Origin of the sequence: Micromonospora sp. NPDC047548 (genome assembly GCF_040642975.1) — a bacterium.
Lineage (GTDB): Bacteria > Actinomycetota > Actinomycetes > Mycobacteriales > Micromonosporaceae > Micromonospora.
Window position 1 is genome coordinate 145,297 of the sequence record NZ_JBEYTI010000012.1, and the last position, 18,101, is coordinate 163,397.

The 18,101-nt window shown below is 69.3% G+C and carries 17 protein-coding genes, 1 pseudogene and 1 riboswitch; of the genes and pseudogenes, 8 read left to right on the forward strand and 10 right to left on the reverse strand.

All coding sequences use genetic code 11. The features are described 5' to 3' along the window. Positions 1-48: 48 nt before the first annotated feature. Positions 49-531, reverse strand: coding sequence for an SsrA-binding protein SmpB (gene smpB, locus ABZ807_RS15600; protein WP_357157262.1), 483 nt, complete (start codon positions 529-531; stop codon positions 49-51). A 211-nt stretch (positions 532-742) separates the two neighbouring features. Beyond that, positions 743-1,246 (reverse strand): MarR family transcriptional regulator, encoded by a 504-nt coding sequence (locus ABZ807_RS15605; protein WP_357157265.1) that lies wholly within the window; start codon positions 1,244-1,246, stop codon positions 743-745. 197 nt (positions 1,247-1,443) lie between these two features. Between ABZ807_RS15605 and ABZ807_RS15610 the strand changes: the two genes are divergently transcribed. The 4 genes from ABZ807_RS15610 to htpG all read left to right on the forward strand — a co-directional run bounded on the left by ABZ807_RS15610 (position 1,444) and on the right by htpG (position 5,765). Beyond that, complete coding sequence (locus ABZ807_RS15610) at positions 1,444-2,631, forward strand: CE1758 family FMN-dependent luciferase-like monooxygenase (RefSeq protein WP_357157269.1); 1,188 nt, start codon at positions 1,444-1,446, stop codon at positions 2,629-2,631. A gap of 151 nt (positions 2,632-2,782) precedes the next feature. Beyond that, positions 2,783-3,511, forward strand: coding sequence for a CE1759 family FMN reductase (locus ABZ807_RS15615; RefSeq protein WP_357157272.1), 729 nt, complete (start codon positions 2,783-2,785; stop codon positions 3,509-3,511). Continuing rightward, a complete protein-coding gene (locus tag ABZ807_RS15620) occupies positions 3,511-3,786 on the forward strand; it encodes a (4Fe-4S)-binding protein (RefSeq protein WP_357157274.1) in 276 nt (91 codons plus the stop codon). The genes ABZ807_RS15615 and ABZ807_RS15620 overlap by 1 nt, the downstream gene beginning before the upstream one ends. 92 nt (positions 3,787-3,878) lie before the next feature. After that, the gene (gene htpG, locus ABZ807_RS15625) at positions 3,879-5,765 is read left to right on the forward strand and encodes a molecular chaperone HtpG (protein WP_357157277.1); all 1,887 of its coding nucleotides are present in this window, start codon (positions 3,879-3,881) and stop codon (positions 5,763-5,765) included. An 84-nt stretch (positions 5,766-5,849) separates the two neighbouring features. Here htpG and ABZ807_RS15630 read toward each other — a convergent pair. Further along, a pseudogene (locus ABZ807_RS15630) lies at positions 5,850-6,029 on the reverse strand (peptidoglycan-binding domain-containing protein); the annotation flags it as partial. 454 nt (positions 6,030-6,483) lie between these two features. Next, positions 6,484-6,658: riboswitch (cyclic di-AMP (ydaO/yuaA leader) on the forward strand. Between ABZ807_RS15630 and ABZ807_RS15635 the strand changes: the two are divergent. Continuing rightward, on the forward strand, positions 6,658-7,335 hold the full coding sequence (locus ABZ807_RS15635) for a transglycosylase family protein (protein WP_357157280.1): 678 nt from the start codon (positions 6,658-6,660) through the stop codon (positions 7,333-7,335). (Overlaps the previous riboswitch by 1 nt.) A 585-nt stretch (positions 7,336-7,920) precedes the next feature. On the opposite strand, the gene ABZ807_RS15640 is transcribed toward ABZ807_RS15635, so the two are convergent. From ABZ807_RS15640 to ABZ807_RS15650, 3 genes are read right to left on the reverse strand one after another with little or no spacing between them, the layout of a single operon-like run. Beyond that, positions 7,921-9,156, reverse strand: a complete 1,236-nt coding sequence (locus tag ABZ807_RS15640) for a DUF6596 domain-containing protein (protein WP_357157283.1) — start codon at positions 9,154-9,156, stop codon at positions 7,921-7,923. Then, positions 9,153-9,476 (reverse strand): YciI family protein, encoded by a 324-nt coding sequence (locus ABZ807_RS15645; RefSeq protein WP_357157286.1) that lies wholly within the window; start codon positions 9,474-9,476, stop codon positions 9,153-9,155. Before ABZ807_RS15645 ends, ABZ807_RS15640 begins: the two co-directional genes overlap by 4 nt. Positions 9,477-9,529: 53 nt before the next feature. Then, positions 9,530-10,138 (reverse strand): dihydrofolate reductase family protein, encoded by a 609-nt coding sequence (locus ABZ807_RS15650; protein WP_357157289.1) that lies wholly within the window; start codon positions 10,136-10,138, stop codon positions 9,530-9,532. Between the two features lie 381 nt (positions 10,139-10,519). On the opposite strand from ABZ807_RS15650, the gene ABZ807_RS15655 reads away from it, so the two are divergent. Continuing rightward, positions 10,520-11,152, forward strand: coding sequence for a hypothetical protein (locus ABZ807_RS15655; protein ID WP_357157292.1), 633 nt, complete (start codon positions 10,520-10,522; stop codon positions 11,150-11,152). A 417-nt stretch (positions 11,153-11,569) separates the two neighbouring features. Here the strand turns inward: ABZ807_RS15655 and ABZ807_RS15660 are convergent, their stop codons facing one another. The 3 genes from ABZ807_RS15660 to ABZ807_RS15670 all read right to left on the reverse strand — a co-directional run bounded on the left by ABZ807_RS15660 (position 11,570) and on the right by ABZ807_RS15670 (position 14,544). Further along, complete coding sequence (locus tag ABZ807_RS15660; RefSeq protein WP_357157295.1) at positions 11,570-12,499, reverse strand: alpha/beta hydrolase; 930 nt, start codon at positions 12,497-12,499, stop codon at positions 11,570-11,572. A 317-nt stretch (positions 12,500-12,816) separates the two neighbouring features. Then, a complete protein-coding gene (locus tag ABZ807_RS15665; protein WP_357157298.1) occupies positions 12,817-13,581 on the reverse strand; it encodes a helix-turn-helix domain-containing protein in 765 nt (254 codons plus the stop codon). Between the two features lie 126 nt (positions 13,582-13,707). Continuing rightward, positions 13,708-14,544 (reverse strand): alpha/beta fold hydrolase, encoded by an 837-nt coding sequence (locus tag ABZ807_RS15670; protein ID WP_357157307.1) that lies wholly within the window; start codon positions 14,542-14,544, stop codon positions 13,708-13,710. A gap of 615 nt (positions 14,545-15,159) precedes the next feature. Between ABZ807_RS15670 and ABZ807_RS15675 the strand changes: the two genes are divergently transcribed. Next, positions 15,160-15,936 (forward strand): alpha/beta hydrolase, encoded by a 777-nt coding sequence (locus ABZ807_RS15675; RefSeq protein ID WP_357157310.1) that lies wholly within the window; start codon positions 15,160-15,162, stop codon positions 15,934-15,936. 94 nt (positions 15,937-16,030) lie between these two features. Here ABZ807_RS15675 and ABZ807_RS15680 read toward each other — a convergent pair whose 3' ends face one another. Next, positions 16,031-16,432: a hypothetical protein gene (locus ABZ807_RS15680; protein WP_357157313.1), complete on the reverse strand. Its 402-nt coding sequence runs from the start codon at positions 16,430-16,432 to the stop codon at positions 16,031-16,033. Positions 16,433-16,789: 357 nt separating this feature from the next. Here ABZ807_RS15680 and nhaA point away from each other — a divergent pair, with 357 nt between their 5' ends. Beyond that, the gene (nhaA, locus tag ABZ807_RS15685) at positions 16,790-18,097 is read left to right on the forward strand and encodes a Na+/H+ antiporter NhaA (RefSeq protein WP_357157316.1); all 1,308 of its coding nucleotides are present in this window, start codon (positions 16,790-16,792) and stop codon (positions 18,095-18,097) included. The last annotated feature ends 4 nt before the right edge of the window (positions 18,098-18,101 follow it).

The following is an 18,101-nucleotide window of genomic DNA, read 5'->3' on the forward strand; positions in this document are numbered from 1 at the left end:
TACAAGATGTCTTGTCGATCGGCGACGCGGCGGGTGCAAACGGGTGGCTCAGGCGGGGCGGCGGCCCTTGAGGCGGCGGCCCAGCTCACGGGCGATCTCCCGGTTGGCGTCGCGCTCGGCGAGCGCCTGCCGCTTGTCGTACGACCTGCGGCCGCGTGCCAGGCCCAGTTCGACCTTGGCCCAGCCGTTGCTGAAGTACATGGACAGCGGCACCAGCGTCACGCCCCCGTCGCGCACCTTCTCCAGGATCCGGGCGATCTCCACCCGGCGCAGCAGCAGCTTGCGCGTCCGGCGGGGCTGGTGGTTGGTCCAGGTGCCGTAGCCGTACTCGGCGATGTGCAGGCCGTAGAGCATGATCTCGCCGTCGCGTTCCTGGGCGAAGGCGTCGACCAGCGACACCCGCCCCTCACGCAGTGACTTCACCTCGGTACCGGCCAGCACGATCCCCGCCTCGTACGTCTTGAGGACGGTGTAGTCGTGCCGGGCCTTCTTGTTGGAGGCGATGAGCCTGCGCTCCGTGTCCCTGGACACGACGACCTCCTGCGGTGAGCTGCGGACCCGGTGCAGAATACCCGCCCGCGCCGCCCGGGACGGCGGCGCCGGCGGATGTCGGGCGGGCTCGGCCCGCACCCCGGGGCCCCCGGGCCGCTGGTGCGGCGGCGGGGCGCCGGCGAGGCGGACGAGGAGGTCCCGTCCCACCCCATTCGCGCCCGACTTCCCCGGATCGGTGACACCGCCCTAGCTAGGGGTCAGCCCGCTCGATCCCTTCGACCAGCCGATCGGCGAGGTCGCCGAGCAATCGGAGCTCGTCGGCGCTGAGCCGGTCGACGATGAGCCGGCGTACTTCGTCCACATGGCTGGGAGCGGTCGCGGCAAGCTTGGTGTGGCCGAGGTCGGTGAGCGTCGCGACGGTGAAGCGGCCGTTGGTCTGGTCGGGTGCGCGGTGTACGTAGCCCCGCGCCTCCAGGCGCTTGACCATGTGGGAGAGGCGCGAGAGCGAGGAGTTGGTCAGCTCGGCGAGCACGCTCATCCGGAGTTGGCGGTCGGGTTCTTCGGAGAGCCGGGCGAGCACGTGGTACTCCATGAAGCTCAGTTCGGCATCGTGCTGCAGTTGTCGTTCCAACGCCCATGGCAGCCGGACGGTCAGGGTCGCCAGCGCGCGCCAGGACGCCAGCTGGTCATCGTCCAGCCAGCGGGGTTCGGTGGTCAGCGTTGGACCCTTCGGCTGCGGAGATGTTCGCCCCACGAGCTCACCCTACCACTGGGTTGAAAGTTCAAGTGCGGACCGCTAGTGTTCTCGCTTGAACGTTCAAGTCAGGGTGGGGGTTGAGCATGTCCGTCAAGATCGGTGTCGTTCTCGGGAGTACTCGTCCGGGTCGCATCGGGGCCAAGGTGGCGCAGTGGGTCATGGATGTGGCCGTCACGGGTTCGTAGGAGGTCGTCGTGCAGTTCGGAATTTTCACCGTCGGAGACATCGCTCCCGATCCGATGACGGGCTACACCTACAGCGAGGCCGAGCGGATCCAGAACATGATCCGGGTGGCGCGGCGTGCCGACGAGGTCGGGCTCGACGTGTTCGCGCTCGGTGAGCACCACAACCCACCGTTCGTGCCGTCGTCGCCGACGACGTTGCTGGGCTACATCGCGGCGGTCACCCGCAACATCGTCCTGAGTACGTCGGTCACGCTGATGACCACCAACGACCCCGTGAAGCTGGCCGAGGACTACGCGATGCTCCAGCATGTAGCGGGCGGCCGACTGGACCTGATGGTGGGCCGGGGCAACACGGTGCCGGTCTACCCGTGGTTCGGCAAGGACATCCGCCAGGGGATCGCGCTGGCGTTGGAGAACTACAACCTGCTGCACCGGCTGTGGCGCGAGGACGTCGTCGACTGGGAGGGCCGTTTCCGGACTCCGCTGCAGGGGTTCACCTCGACGCCGCGGCCGCTGGACGACGTACCGCCGTTCGTATGGCATGGGTCGATCCGATCACCGGAGATCGCCGAACAGGCAGCCTTCTACGGCAACGGCTTTTTCGCCAACCACATCTTGGCGCCCAACCTGCACTTCAAGCCGTTGGTCGACTTGTACCGGCAGCGGTTCGAGCACTACGGCCACGGCACCGCCGAGCAGGCGATCGTCGGGCTGGGCGGCATGTCGTTCATCGCCAGGCGCTCCCAGGACGCGGTCGACGCGTTTCGGCCGTACTTCGAGAACTACCCGGTGTTCCGAGGCTCCCGGCTCGAAGACCAGATGGAACGCACCCCGATCACGGTCGGCAGCCCGCAGCAGGTGATCGACAAGGTGCTCACCTTCCAGGAGGGGTTCGGCGACTACCAGCGTCAGCTGTTCGCGGTCGACGGCTTGGCCCTGCCGATCGAGGTGGCGCTGGAGCAGGTCGAGCTACTAGGCACCGAAGTGGTGCCGGTGCTACGCAATGAGATGCAAGCCCGGCGGGCTCCGGGCGTTCCCGACGTGCCCACGCACGCGTCGCTGGTTGCCGCGAAGTACGGCGACGCCGAGCCGCGGCAGCCTCGGCCGAACCCGAACCGAGGTGACAACCTGTCCGGCACCTCGCCGTACCAGGACAGCGACCCAAGCGTCCAGGCGAGCTTCCCGGTGGCGTTCTGATGAACGCCGACACCCGGCCGGCCAACGTCGCCTGGGAGGCGCTGCTGCGGACCTCCGCCACGCTCAGCCGCGAGCGCGAGCGCGAGGGCACTGATCGCAGCCAGCGAGGACGCCCAGCTGACCACCACACCAGCTCACGCAGGAGCCTGACATGAGCACTCCGCAAACCTCGGCCGTCACCATCGCCGTCGTCAGCGCGGGCGTCAGTGACCCGTCATCGACCCGGCTGCTTGCCGAGCGTGCCGCACAGCGCACTCTCGACCTGTTCCGTGCCGAGGGCACCCAGGCCACGGTGACGATCATCGACCTGGCGCCGATCGCCATCGACATTGCCCGATCGATCGTCGGCGGCTACCCCACCGAACCCGTCCAAGCCGCCATCGACCGGCTGGCGTCCGCCGAGGCGGTCATCGCGAGCACACCGGTCTACAAGGCCGGGATCAGCGGCCTGTTCAAGTCCTTCGCCGACCTCATCGACAACGACCTGCTGATCGCCAAGCCCGTCATCCTCGGTGCCACCGGCGGCACCGATCGCCACGCCATGGTCGTCGACGAGCAGCTGCGCCCGCTGTTCGCGTTCCTGCGCGCCATCCCGGTCCCCACCTCCTTGTACGCCGCACCCGAGGACTGGGCCTCCCCAGAGCTCGGCAACCGGATCACCCGAGCAGCCACCGAACTCGTGCTGCTCTTGCGCAGCGGCGCACCTCGCGAGATCGCCGACGACAACTGGCGTGCCTACCAGCATCAGTTCAACGGCAACGCGACCCGGGCCGAGCGGTCCATCGCAGACTTGGACTTCGACACGGACCTGATGCGACTGGCCGCCGGCGGCCAACCGGCCCGGAACGCACAAGACGCCCATGACAACAGGAGCGGCTGATGTCTTCCGAGAACGACTCGCGTGAGTACTCAGCGCCCGGCATCACCGTCACCTGGGAAGCCAGCCGCTGCCAACACGCCACCCAGTGCGTCCGCGGACTGCCGCTGGTCTTCGGCCCCACCCGCCGACCCTGGATCACGCCCGAGGCTGCCGCCGTGGACGACGTCATCGACGTGGTCGACCGCTGCCCCAGTTACGCCCTGGGCTACCGCGCCAACGACGGCCGGCCGGAGCGCACCCCGCAGGCATACCTGCTGGCCCGTCGTCCGGCGTGACGACCGGTGGTGACCTGGCGGCCACCGCGCTCGTATCCTGTCCCACGGATCCCGTCCCGGGGACCCGTGAACGACCCGACGAGGAGGTTGGTGTGAGCAGCCGGACCGAGACGCTGGAGTTCCAGGCCGAGACGCGTCAACTGTTGCAGTTGATGGTGCACTCGATCTACTCCCACAAGGACGTCTTCCTGCGGGAGCTCGTCTCCAACGCCTCTGACGCGCTGGACAAGCTGCGGCTGGAGTCCCTGGTCGACTCCGACCTCGAGGTCGACACCTCCGACCTGCACATTGAGATCGAGGCCGACCCGGTGGCCCGCACCCTGACCGTGCGGGACAACGGCATCGGCATGTCCCGGGAGGACGTCGTCTCGCTGATCGGCACCATCGCCCGCTCCGGCACCGCCGAGCTGCTGCGCAAGCTGAAGGAGTCCAGGGAGGCCGCCTCCCAGGACCTGATCGGCCAATTCGGGGTCGGTTTCTACGCCACGTTCATGGTGGCCGAGACGGTCACCCTGCTGACCCGCCGCGCCGGCCAGGCTGAGGGTACCCGTTGGGAGTCAACCGGCGAGGGCACCTACGTCGTCGAGACGGTCGACGACGCCCCGCAGGGCACCTCGGTCACCGTGCACCTGAAGCCGGCCGACAGCGAGGACAACCTCGCCGACTACACCGACCACGGCAAGATCCGCGAGATCGTCAAGCGGTACTCCGACTTCATCGCCTGGCCGATCCGGCTCGTCGCGCCGGACGCCGAGCCGACGACGCTGAACTCGATGAAGGCGCTCTGGGCCCGGCCGCGTGACGAGGTCGCCGAGGAGGAGTACCGCGACTTCTACCGGCACGTCAGCCACGACTGGACCGACCCGCTGGAGACCATCCACATGCGGGGCGAGGGCGTCTTCGAGTACGAGGCGCTGCTCTTCATCCCCACGCACGCCCCGTTCGACCTGTACCTGGCCGACGGCCGGCGCGGGGTGCAGCTGTACGTCAAGCGGGTCTTCGTGATGGACGACTGCGCCGCCCTCATGCCCAACTACCTGCGATTCGTCAAGGGCGTGGTGGACGCCCACGACCTGTCGCTGAACATCTCCCGGGAGATCCTCCAGCAGGACCGGCAGATCCAGATCGTCCGCCGCCGGCTGGTGCGCAAGGTCCTCGCCACCGTCAAGGAGATGCGCGCCGAGCACGCCGAGCGGTACCGGACGTTCTGGTCGGAATTTGGCCGGGTGGTCAAGGAGGGGCTGCTGGAGGACCCGGACAACCAGCAGGCGATCCTCGACTTCGTCTCCGTCGCCTCCACCCACGACGCCGCCGAGCTCACCACCCTGCGCGAGTACGTCGAGCGGATGAAGGATGGCCAGGAGGAGATCTACTACGCCACCGGCGAGACCCGGGCCATGCTGGAGAACTCGCCGCACATGGAGGCGTTCCGCGCCAGGGGCTACGAGGTGCTGCTGCTGACCGACCCGGTCGACGAGGTCTGGGTGGAGCGGGTCGCGCAGTTCGACGGCCGGCCGCTGCGCTCGATCGCCAAGGGACAGGTGGACCTGGACACCGAGCAGGAGCGCGAAGAGGCCGGGACGGAGCGGGAGCGGCAGGCCAAGGAGTACGCCGCCCTGCTCGCCTTCCTCGGCGGCGCGCTGGCCGACAGCGTCAAGGAGGTGCGGCTCTCCTCCCGCCTGACCACCTCGCCGGCCTGCATCGTCGGCGACGCGCACGACATCACCCCGACGCTGGAGAAGATGTACCGCGCGATGGGGCAGGAGGTGCCGAAGGTCTTGCGCATCCTCGAACTCAACCCGACCAACCCGCTGGTCACCGGCCTGCGCGCCGCGCACGAGCGCGGCGGCGACGAGGCCGCCCTCACCGAGACCGCCGAGCTGCTGTACGGCATGGCGCTGCTCGCCGAGGGCGGCGACCTGGCCGATCCGGCCCGGTTCGCCCGGGTTCTCGCCGACCGGCTGGCCCGTACCCTCTGACGCGACGACGGCCCCGGCCGGGTGGGGAGCACCCGGTCGGGGCCGCCGGCTCAGGAGCTGGCCCGCCACGCCCATCGCGCCCCAGGTGGCCGGGCCGACGATCCCGTCCACGGCGAGCCCCCGCATGCCCTGGTACCAGCGGACTCCCGCCTCGGTCTTCGCGTCGAAGGTGCCGCTCGCCGGCCCGGACCGCTTCGCGCCCACGAACCGCTGGACGAAGGCCACGTCCGCGCCGCTGCCGCCCCGGCAGCCGTCGCGCAACACCCGGTCGCCGAGCCGCGCCGACTTGGCGGTGGCGATGCCCCACGGCCCGCGGCGGACCGCGCTGGCCAGGAGCGCCGGTGCCCGGCCCCGACGGTCGGCAGGTTCGCCGCGTCGGTATCGCGGGCCGCGCTCCGCTCCACCGTCCGAGCCGGCGGCCGGGCTGCCCAGACATGAGTCGCGAATCAGCGGCAACGCTGGCCGTCCGCTGGCGCTCGCCGCCGATCGGGGCCGCCGACCAGCGGGGACGGCGATGCGATGGCACCCGATCCGCCGCTCGGGGCAGGCTTTCGGCCCAGCCGTGACGGGTTTCTGACGGGCCCTTGTAGAGCACCGCCGGCCGGTCCGCAACTCGAAGGACGAAGCCGTCGCTCAGCCGGGTGAAGAACTTCACAAAAAGTGGGCAATCATCCGAAACAGTTCCTAACGTCGTCCGTGTTCGCGATCGCGGACACCACGGCCGGTAACGCCTAATCCATGCCGCCGGCTGGTGGGACCTTGTCACCCGGGCATGGAGCGGGGGACCCACACGTTCCTCGGTGCACGTCACCTCGGGGTGAAGCCGCCCACGGCGGCCGGGCTCCTCGGCCCGAACCCGACAGCTCACCTCGTCGGCGTGGAGGAATCCACCATGGCAACTGAATACACCGCCCGTCACCGACGGGTCAGCTCGCGCCGTGTCGCCGTCGGCACGCTCGCCGTCGGCGCGGTCACCGGGGTCGCCGCCGTCCTGGCGCCGGCGTCGCCGGCGAGCGCCGCCAGCGTCAACTGGGACGCGATCGCCCAGTGCGAGTCCGGCGGCAACTGGCATATCAACACCGGCAACGGCTACTACGGTGGCCTGCAGTTCTCGCAGAGCACCTGGTCCGGCTACGGCGGCAAGAAGTACGCCGCCCGCGCCGACCTGGCCAGCCGGGGCGAGCAGATCGCGATCGCCCAGAAGGTGCTCGACGGTCAGGGCATCGGCGCGTGGCCGACCTGCGGCAAGAAGGGCGGCTCCACCAAGAGCCACGCCAGCAAGTCCGAGAAGTCGCAGCAGTCGGAGCGGCGCTCCGGGTCGCGCAAGTCGTCGAAGGTCACCTCCCCGCAGTGGTCCTCGCGCGGCGAGCAGCACACCAGCCGCAGCCAGCGGCGCAGCGCGCCGGCCTCCACCGGCAAGGTGTACGTGGTGCGGCCGGGTGACACCCTGTCGCAGATCGCCGATGCCAGGGACCTCGTCGGTGGCTGGCATGCGCTGTACGAGCGCAACAAGCGCGTGGTCGGCGCCGACCCGGGTCTGATCTTTCCGGGTCAGAAGCTCAGCCTCTGACGTACCACCGGCGACGCCCGGCCGGCCCGCCGGCCGGGCGTCGCCGCCTTCCCGGCGTGGTCGACCCTTCGGGGCCGCCCGGGATGGAGTTGCCCGCACCGCCGTATCACTGCTTGCGCCTACTTCGCATTTCATCGAGGATCATCGAACGATGCCCGGCACTCTTTCTGGTCAAGGTGGCGTGTCGACGGGTTTGTGCGCTCTTGAGAAATTGACCGGCGAGCATGGGGTCCCTTCGGATTCATCCCCTCTGGCCGGCCAACCTCCACGCGGTCGGCGCTCGATGCTCAGCCTTGGACGGCGAACCTGACGCGATGTCGGGTCGCCGAACCCGCTCCGTCCGTAAGGGAACCCCGGTGGCCGGCGGCTTTGTCCAGGCCGACAGGGTCGCACCACGGCCGCGCCGGATCCGACCGGCGCGGCCGTGGTCATACAGCCGATTCACCGCGGACGCTCACTCTTCTAGCCGATGACAGTGCAGTGCCGACCGTAGACGTTGACGATCTCATGCGGGTATCGGGCCGATCTGATTGCGTCGGGGCCGGCCGCCGCTGCGCGCGGGGTTTCGATCGGGATTCGTGGGCGCTACCGCAGTTGGTCGCGGCGGCGGATCAGGTTGGCGGTCTGGGCGGTGTTGCCGGCCAGCTCGATGGCCCGGTCGTAGGCCGCGCGTGACTGCTGACTTTGGCCCAGCCGGCGCAGCAGGTCGGCGCGGGTGGCGTGGTAGGCGTGATAGCCGGCCAGCTTGTCCTCAAGACGGTCGACGGCCGCCAGCGCCACCTCCGGTCCGTCGAGCTCGGCGACCGCGATGGCCCGGTTGAGGGCGATGATCGGGGAGGGGTCGAGGTGGACGAGTTGGTCGTAGAGGGCGACGACCTGCGACCAGTCGGTGTCGCGGATGTCGCGGGCGGAGGTGTGCACGGCGTTGATCGCGGCGAGGATCTGGTAGCGGCCCGGAGCCACCCCGGCGGCGGCAGCGGCGAGGCGCTCGCGCACGAGCCGGTGACCCTCGGCGATCAGCGCCTTGTCCCAGGCCCCACGGTCCTGCTCGTCGAGGGTGACCAGTTCGCCGCTGGCCGAAACCCGAGCGGTGCGGCGGGCCTCGGTGAGCAGCATCAGCGCCAGCAGCCCGGCCACCTCACCGTCCTCCGGCAGCAGAGCGCGGATCAGGCGGGTGAGCCGGATCGCCTCGGCGGTCAGGTCATGACGTATCGGATCGGTGTCGGGGCCGGTCGCCAGGTAGCCCTCGTTGAAGACGAGATACAGCACGGCGAGTACGCCGGAGACGCGTGCCGGGAGATCCTCCGCGGCCGGCACCCGATACGGGATCCGAGCCGCCTTGATCTTGGCCTTCGCGCGGGTGATCCGCTGCTCCAAGGTGGTCTCCCGCACCAGGAAGGCGCGGGCGATCTCGGGCACGGTCAGACCGCCGACCATGCGCAGCGTCAGCGCCACGCGGGCTTCCATCGCCAGCGCCGGGTGACAGCAGGTGAAGATCAGCCGCAGCCGGTCGTCGTCGATGGCACCGACAGGCTCGGGTGGGGTGTTGTCGTACACCATCTGAGCCTCCTTCTGCTTGTCGCCGCGCTTGTTCTCGCGCCGGATCCGGTCGATGGCCTTGCGGTTGGCGGTGGTGGTCAGCCACGCGCCGGGGTTGGGGGGAACGCCGTCCACCGGCCACCGCTCGACGGCGGTCGCGAACGCCTCGGCCGCCGCCTCCTCGGCGACGTCGAGGTCACCGAAACGCCGGGTCAGGGCGGCGACCACCCGGGCCCACTCGTCGTGGTGGGCCCGGGTGACCGCCTCCTCGACGTCGCTCACTGGAACGGCCGCACCTCGATCTTCCGATCGCAGACCTTCGACGCCTCAGCGGCGAGCTTGAGCGCCACATCCAGATCGGGGGCCTCCCACACCCAGACGCCGGCGAGGTACTCCTTCGACTCCACGAAAGGCCCGTCGCTGAATACCGCCTGCTCGCCTCGGTTGTCGATGACCGTGGCCGCGTCGGTGTCCGCGAGTCCGCCCGCGAAAAACCAGTAGCCCTCGGCGATCAGTCGTTCGTTGAACGCGCTGATGGCAGGCCCTCTGTCCGTGCTGCCGGGATTGCTCTTGTCATCGATCACGGAAACCAGGTACTGCATCTGAAGATCATCTCCTGTGGTGTCAAGAAAGCGTGGTTCGGCGGTCAGGGACTTCAGGCCGTTGCATACTGCGGACGCCCGGCCGGCCGGTAGACCTGGATCGATACGCCCTTCGAGTCGACCCGCGACTCGACCAGGTCGAGCGCGAGATCGGGGCCGGTCTCCGGGAACAGTCTCGCGCCAAGGCCGACGATCACCGGGATCACGATCAGAGTCATCTCGTCGACCAGATCGTTGGCCAGCAGCCACCGGACCAGGGCGCCGCTCCCGTGCACCTGCAGCTCGCCCCCGGGCTTGGCCTTCAGCTCACTGATGGCCGCCGCGAGGTCACCGCGGAGAACAGTCGTGTCCTCCCAACGCGGCGCGGTGAGCGTGGTCGAGGCAACGTACTTGGGGGCCACGTTCAAGGCCACGCCGATGGGATGTGCGCGCATCTGGTCGATCGATCCCCAGGAGCCGGCGAATAACTCGTAGGTCCGCCGGCCGAACAGGAACGCCTCGGCGCGCTGGTAGGTCTGCGTGATGAACGTCCTGGTCCCGTCGTCACCCGCCCCCCGGGCCCATCCGCCGCGCTCGAACCCATTCGGGTGGTCGTCGGTGGGGGCTCCGTTGTTCTGCATCACTCCATCAATGGAGATCTGGGTCATGGTCGTCAGCTTCATGATCGCGGTTCCTTTGCCTTGGCGCCGCCCCTTGTGGGCGGCCTCACCCCTGCTACGAACACCACCGCCCCGATCCGACACCCCTCCCGGACTTCTTCGAAGAATTTTCCGGGACGCCGGTCGTCATCGCGCCGACAGCACGACAGTTTCGCAGCGACTGCGCTCCGCCTCCTCAAGCACGCCCAGCGCGGACAAGCTCCTGGACCAGATCGACCGATCACGAAGATCCTGACTAGTCGTCCGCACATGCCGCGAACCGCGCGCTACGCAGGGTTACGTGACCGCTCGCGGCTCGCGGTGCGGATCTGCCGATTACAGGATGTTCGCTCCGGCATGTCATCGCCTGGCAACCGTGACCCTGAGGTGTCCATGATCGGTCCGATGACCGGCGGGTTGGCTGGTCGTCAGGTGGCGCACACTGATTCCATGGAATCTCCGGGTTCGTTCCTCGCCGATCCGCCGCTCAGTGCGGAGGTGGCTGCCGAATACGAGGCTGATGTCACCGCGGACGGGTACGTCAACAACCTGACTCGGGCCTGGTGCTGGCGCCCAGACGTGCTGACGGCGTTTCAGGCGCTGCGCCAGGATCTCCTTGTCGGGTCGGGCCTGTCAGGCCGGGAAGCCGCCGTGATGGTGGTCGCGACCGCCGCCGCTCGCGGCGACGCCTACTGTGCGCTGGCCTGGGGCTCGAGGCTGGCCGAACTTAGTGACGAGGCGACCGCTGCGGGCGTGCTGCACGGCTTGGACGGTGGGCTGTCCGAGCGGGAGGCGGCACTGGCCGGCTGGTCTCGTCAGGTCGTTCAGGATCCGAACGCCACGACCGACGCCGACGTTGACCGCTTGCGCGACGCGGGTCTCAACGACTTGGAGATCTTCGAGGCGACAACCTACATCGCGTTGCGGCTGGCGTTCTCCACAGTCAACGACGCGCTGGGAGCACGGCCGGATCAGCAACTCGCTGAGAAGGCCCCTCGGCTCGTCCGCGAAGCCGTCGACTTCGGCCGACCGGCCTAGGCTTACCCGTCGTTTCCGGCTCGCCGGGCGCGCGTCGTGGGCCTCTGCGCAACGCAAGCCTAGCGATCAAGATGCCCTCCGGGCAGGCCCGCACTGGCCGATACCGCTGGCTGGTAATGGCTTCCGCAAACAGGCGACGTTGCCGATGAGCGTGCATGTGGACAGGGCTTGTCATACGGGGCAGCCTGGTGAGGTCGCTGCTTTGGCAGCGAACGCAGCACGAACGAAGAGTTCGCTCTACTGCTGGATCTGTTGAAGCACAGGCCAGGAGGCGCACAATTGGCCGATGGCCGCGCGCCGGACCAAGATCAGGTGCACGCATCTGGCGATCCGCGCGCTACGGAGGGTTACGTGACCGCTCGGGGCTCGCGGGTGCGGATCTGCCGAGATGTGGACGGTCCGTGAAAGAGGCACGGATCATCCAGTGGATCCGCATTGGAGCTGCAGGTGCCGATGAAGCCAGCTCTCGATGTCGTCCATCGCGGCTCTCGCCATGGGCGTCGCATGGCCGGTGAACCCGTGAGGTGAGGCGGGGTAGATGCGGAGGTTGACGTCGACGCCGGCCGCCGAGAGCCGCACGGCCATCGCCAGGTTGTCTTCAAGCAGGACGTCGTCGGCCCCGACGACGACGAGGACCGGCGGTAGACCCGTGACGTCGGCGTAGATCGGCGAGAGGTCGGGGTGGGTGCGGTCCTCGACGGACCCGGCGTAGGCGTCGAGGAAGTACTCGTCGGCGATCAGGCGCCCAGCCGGAGTCTGCGCGCTGAGGTCATAGGTCCCGAACTGCAACACGGCGGAGCCGTACGCCGTGATTCCCCGATCACGCAGCCGCAGCAGCGCGGTCATCGCCAGGGTCGCGCCGGCCGAGAAGCCCCCGATGGAGAGTTTCGTCGTGCCGAAGCGGTGTTCGGCGTGGTCAGCGAGCCAGAGCGCCGCGGTTTCGCAATCATCGGGTGCGGCAGGCCAGGGGTGTTCGGGAGCCAGCCTGTAGTCCACGCTGACGACCGCGAGCCCGAGAGCATCGGCGAGGTTCCGGTTGCGGACGTCGCTCCCTGCGGCCGAACCCAGGTAGAACCCCCCGCCGTGGATCTCCAAGAAGACGCCGGCCACCTCGCCGCTCGCTGGCATGTGGATGCGCACCGGGGCGCTGCGGCCGCCGGTGCACACAACCTCGACGACAGCGGGCGGGTACGACGGGGCGGGAGCGGTTGCCATGGCCCGCATCGCCCGCAGCTCCTCGGGACTGCTCGGACCACGACCCGCGACCCGCCGAGCGTAGAAGGCGCGCGATTCCGCGACGAACCCCGCGAGGCGGGGATCAGTGAGATGGACTAGCCCGAACTCCACGGCGACTCAGCCTACGGGAGGAGCATGGTCTGACCGCCACAGCACGCTGGCCCCCGGGTCCGCGCGGACGACTCGATGCGCGGTCGCCGGTGCAAGCTCGGCGCGACGCGCGGTCATGCCGCCGTCCGTGCGCGTGCTGACCGATCAAGAGCGGTCACGATCGGTAGATGGCCTCTGAGCCGAGCGGGCATCCGCAACTGGCCGATGAGAGTGCGCCTTGCGGTCGCTATTGCAGCGGCCGCGGACGAAGTCCGCCCTGACGCGGCGGGTTTTCTCAATCTGCGCGCGTGGGAGCCGGATCGTGGCAGGCAGGCTGTTCAACGAAGGTCGGGGATGCGTTCGCCACCCGTCACGGGGTTCCGGGTTGGCGATGAGGCCGGCCACGCAACGTCGTCAATCGCGAGCCATGGTGCGACGGCCACGGCCGGGGGCGTAAGCCCGGTGAACGCCTTGACCTCGCGGTGGAGGTGGGACTGGTCGACGTAGCCGCTCTCGGTGGCAACGCTGGCGGCGGCGTGGCCCGCGGCGAGAAGGTGGGCGGCGTGGTCGAACCGCATCAGTTGGGCGGCGCGTTTGGGGGTGATGCCGAGCTGGGACCGGAAGCGGGACCACAGGCGCTTGCGGCTCCAGCCGACCTCGTCCGCCAGGCCGTCGACCCGCACCCGCCCCCGGCTGGTGAGCGTCCGCCGCCAGGTGTAGGCGACCTCCGGATCGACCGGTGGGCGGGCGCCCAGCCGTCGGCCGAGGATTTCCTGCGCGATCGTGAACCGTTCGTCCCATGACGCGGCGGCGCGCAGCCTGTCCTCGGCTCGTCCGGCGTCGCGGCCCCAGACGTCTTCGAGGGATACGACCGCACCGCTGAGTTCGGTCGATGCGCCGAGCACCGCTACCGCCGCGACCGGTTCCAGCCGGATCTGGAGGCACTCGCCCCTCCGGCCAGTTGCCCGAAGATCGCCGGGGAGGAGCCCGACGACGACACTGCCGCGTTCCTGCCGGCCATGGGTGTCGTAGGCGGCGCCTTCTCCCTCGCTCAGGTCGACGAGCAGGGTGACGGATGGGTGCGCGACCATGGCGATGTCCACGAGTGCGGGGGCACGGTGGCGGAACCCGGCCATGCTGATCCCCGGCAGCCGACCTGACGGGCGCGGGACTGCGATCTCCACCGACGCCCAGTCGGGTGGTGTCCCGGTCGACAGCACGTGACCAGTCTATGCCTGAGGGATCACGGGCAAGGTGTCAGCGGCTGTTGCCGTGAAGCCCAGCAGCAGTTTGCTGGTCGTCTCGGGCGCTTCGAGCATGGGTATGTGCCCGACGCCGGGCAGCAGCTCGACCCGTGCGTTCGGCACCGCGTCGTACTGGTGCGCCGACGACGGCTCCCAGCGGCGGTCGGCAGCGCCGAAGATCACCAGCACGGGGACATCGAGGGCGGTGAGACGCTCGGGCACCCGCCGCTCGGCGATGTACGCGGTGTTACGGCGCAGCACCGTCCTCATCGCGCGGTACGTGGTGCCCCGTAGATCGGCGACCAAGTCGTCCGGGACCTCCACCGGGCGGGCGCACGTCACGCTTATCCCCCTGCGGATCATCGCGTCCGAACGCGTCGACCAGAGCAGCGGGCCGAAAGGCGGGGCCAACAGGACCCGAAGAAGGACCGGCTGCGGAAGGAGCGCATCGGTGCCCGGGCCGGTGCTGATCAACGCGAGCGACCTCACCAGGTCGGGGCGCTGTTCGGCGAGCGCGGTGGCGACGTAGCCGCCGCTGGAGTGCCCGACCGCTGTGACCGGACGAAGGCCGAGGTCGTCGAGCACCGCCGCCACCCGGCCCGCCTGCACGGGCACGTCGTATGACAGCGCGGACGGGGACTGGCCGCAGCCCGGAAGGTCGACCCGGATGACGTGATGGTGGGCGGCCAGTGCCGGGACCACCGGGCTCCAGGAAGCGCCCGAGGCCCCCGATCCGTGGATGAGTAACAGCGGCGGCGCCTGCCGCGGGCCGTCGTGGACCACGTGCATCCCATGCGGGTGCTCAACGTCGTACTCACTCATGCAGGGGATGATGCATGGGCTGCCGACCGTCAGTCTTGGACAAATGTCGTCGTGGAGTGGGCTGGGGCCGACCCTGAGCTGAACGCAACCTGGTGCGAGGCGCTACGGCCCAGCTGGCCACCCACCCAAGCCATCGCCGTCCTCATCTGCCGCGAACCGCGCGCTACGCAGGGTTACGTGACCGCTCGCGGCTCGCGGTGCGGATCTGCCGAGATGAGGATGCTTTCCCTCCCGTGCCGGAAGGAACCGCGGCAGTGCCGGATCTTGGTATGGTCGGCGTCCCTTCGGAGGGGCGAGCGAAAACCGGCCGGAGAGTTCCGGCGCCGGAGTGTTCCTGACTCGGGCGGACGCCGAGGAGGCCCAATCTCTGCTGGCTCCAAAGGTCGCACTCTGTTGGATCGAGACGCTCCCGGTCGCCATATAGGAAGGCTGAGCAGATCAACGGCGCCATCACATCCTCTTCTGCTGCCGAGCGGGTGGACCGTGCGGACGAGGCTCCGTCACCGTCCGTGGAGGTGCCGTCGCTGTCGGGAGGTCACGTCCGAGCCGCTGTCGTGCCGAGATCGGTGCGCCCGCGGGCACCCTCGACCCTGACGGTAGCGAGCGGGGCAGCCGGTGCGCGGACCTGCCGGATGCAGCGTGTGGGTCTGCCCACGGCAGAATGTCTTGAATTCGGAGGCGATGGTTGGCGAGGCTCCGGGTGTGCCTGAGCTGATGGACATCGCGGTCGGGGATCTTCACTTCTCCCTGCGGGTATGGCAAGCCGTCGACAAGGGCGAGACGCCCACCGTGCTGCTCCATGCCACCGGAAAGACCGCACGTGACTGGGGCGTGATCGCCTCGGGCCTTCGTGCTGAGCGCACGGTGTACGCCGTCGACCTGCGCGGCCACGGTGCCAGTGACTGGCCCGGCACGTACAGCCTGAAACTGTTCACGCAAGACGTCATCGGCATCCTGGACCAGCTGGACATCGGCGCGGTGGACCTGGTCGGCCATTCCCTCGGCGGTCTGGTGGCCTGCGGGGTGGCCGCCGAACGGCAGGGACACGTCCGCAAGCTCGTGCTTGAGGACATCGGTTACCCGCACCCTCGACCGCCGGGACTTCCCGACCGTCCCGCGGGGGATCTGCCCTTCGACTGGCACATGGTGGAGCAGGTCCGGCCCGAGATCGACGATCCAGATCCAGGATGGGCCGACATCGTCGCCCGGATCACGGCACCCACGCTGCTCATCGGGGGCGGGGCAGCGAGTCCGATCCCCCAGGAGCACCTCGCCGAACTCGCCGATCGCTTGGTCGACGCCCGGCTGACGACGATCGCGGCCGGCCACCTGGTTCACGAGACCGTTCCAGACGAGTACCTCAAGACCCTGATCGCATTCCTCACCGAGTGATCGACGCCCATCCGCTATTGCCGCCGCGCGTGCGGTCTACGCCGCGCTGGGCGTCGCTGTCAGTAGCAGCAGCGGCTCCGGCAAAGTGCGGACTTCAGGATGGCTCCGGCGGCCGCACATGCGGAGCAAATCGTTCTCCAGCAGCGAGGTTGTCACGCCAGTAGCGGTAGACCAGGCCGTGTATCACCTCAACTGACCCTGCTGCGACGAGACAGGAAAGAAGATCGCCTCCGGCCGGTGCATCGACGTCGAAGGCAGCGACCACTGGTGATTCTTCACCGACATGCCGACGCACCAGTGCGCGCTCCTCGAGGGTGGGTTCTCGGAACCGAGGATCCCAGAACGGGGTCGGGCAGGCCAGGTATGCGACGTCGGTGAACACCACCTCGAGACCGTGGTGGTAGGTCAGGTCGTGTCCCGCGGCCAACCGAAGCTGGGAGCCGTCGAAGTGCAGTACGTCCCAGTCCCACCAAGATCCCCCAGGCAGTTCAATCACACCGCCGATCCTCCCATCGGTGGTCAGTCAATGAACCGAGCCGGCATCCGGATCTGCCGCCGACCGTGCGCGGTCGGGCCGGCTGACGCTTCGCGGGCACCAAGATCCGAACGCTGTCCTGTGGATGTCGGTTGTTTGGGGGACATGGGGTATGCCCCGGGTAGCCGACCGGCATGCCGTCCGGCCCTGACTGCAAAATGTGTCAGATTCCGGGATCGGGGCAGAAAGGCCGAGCTCACCGGGGCGTTCGCCGCGGTGACCGGGCCGCCGTCCTGGGAGCAGGATAAGGTTGACCCTGGTGTGCCGGGAAGTCTGGTCGGCGATGGACGACGCGATTCCTGCCGACGAGGAGACCCCGTGACCGACGCCGCCCGGCGCCGTACCAGCCTGTTCGCCCGCCGCTCGTGGGGCGAGACCAGCCGCATCTCCGCCATCCTGCGCAAGGAGACCGTGGGTGGGGCGCTGCTGCTCGTCGGGGCGTTGCTCGCGCTGGTCTGGTCGAACTCACCCTGGGCGGACAGCTACCGCTCGCTGCGCGACTTCACCTTCGGCCCGGCGTCGCTGCACCTCGACCTCAGCGTCGCGACCTGGGCCGCCGACGGGCTGCTTGCAGTCTTCTTCTTCGTCGCCGGGCTGGAACTCAAGCGCGAGTTCGTCGCCGGGGACCTGCGCGACCCCCGCCGCGCCGCGGTGCCGGTGGCGGCGGCGGTCGGCGGGGTGGTCGTACCCGCCGTGCTGTTCACCCTGATCGCCGGAGCCGGCGGGGCCCGGGGATGGGCGATCCCCACCGCCACCGACATCGCGTTCGCCCTGGCGGTGCTCGCGGTGGTGGGACGGCTGCTGCCGTCGGCGCTGCGTACCTTCCTGCTCACCCTGGCGGTCGTCGACGACCTGCTCGCCATCATCATCATCGCCGTCTTCTACACCTCCAGCCTCTCGGTGCTGCCGCTGCTGGGCGCGCTGGTGCCGCTGGCACTCTTCGCCGTGCTGGTGCAGCGTCGGGTCCGGTTCTGGTGGCTGCTGCTGCCGCTGGCCGCCCTGACCTGGGCGCTGGTGCACGCCTCCGGGGTGCACGCCACGGTGGCGGGCGTCCTGCTGGCCTTCGCCGTCCCGGTGCTGCGCAGCAGGGCCGCCGGTGGGCCGGACGCGGGGCCGGGCCTGGCCGAGCACTTCGAGCACCGGTTCCGGCCGATCTCCGCCGGGGTCGCGGTGCCGATCTTCGCGTTCCTCTCCGCCGGGGTCACCGTCGGTGGCCTGGCCGGGCTGGCCACCGCGCTGACCGATCGGGTGGCGGTCGGCATCGTGGTGGGCCTGGTGCTCGGCAAGCCGGTCGGCATCCTGGCCGCCACCTGGCTGGTGTCCCGGTTCACCCGCGCCAACCTCGACGAGGGGCTGAGCTGGCTCGACGTGCTCGGCCTGGCGCTGCTCGGCGGGATCGGCTTCACCGTGTCGCTGCTGATCGGCGAGCTGGCCTTTGGCCTGGGCAGCGAGCGCGACGGCCACGTCAAGGTCGCCGTGCTCACCGGCTCGCTGCTCTCCGCGCTGCTGGCGACGGTGATCCTGCGGGCGCGGACCCGTCTCTACCGGCGGGTGCACGAGATCGAGACCGTCGACCGGGACCACGACGGCGTCCCCGACATCTACCAGCCGGAAACGGACCGATAGCTGC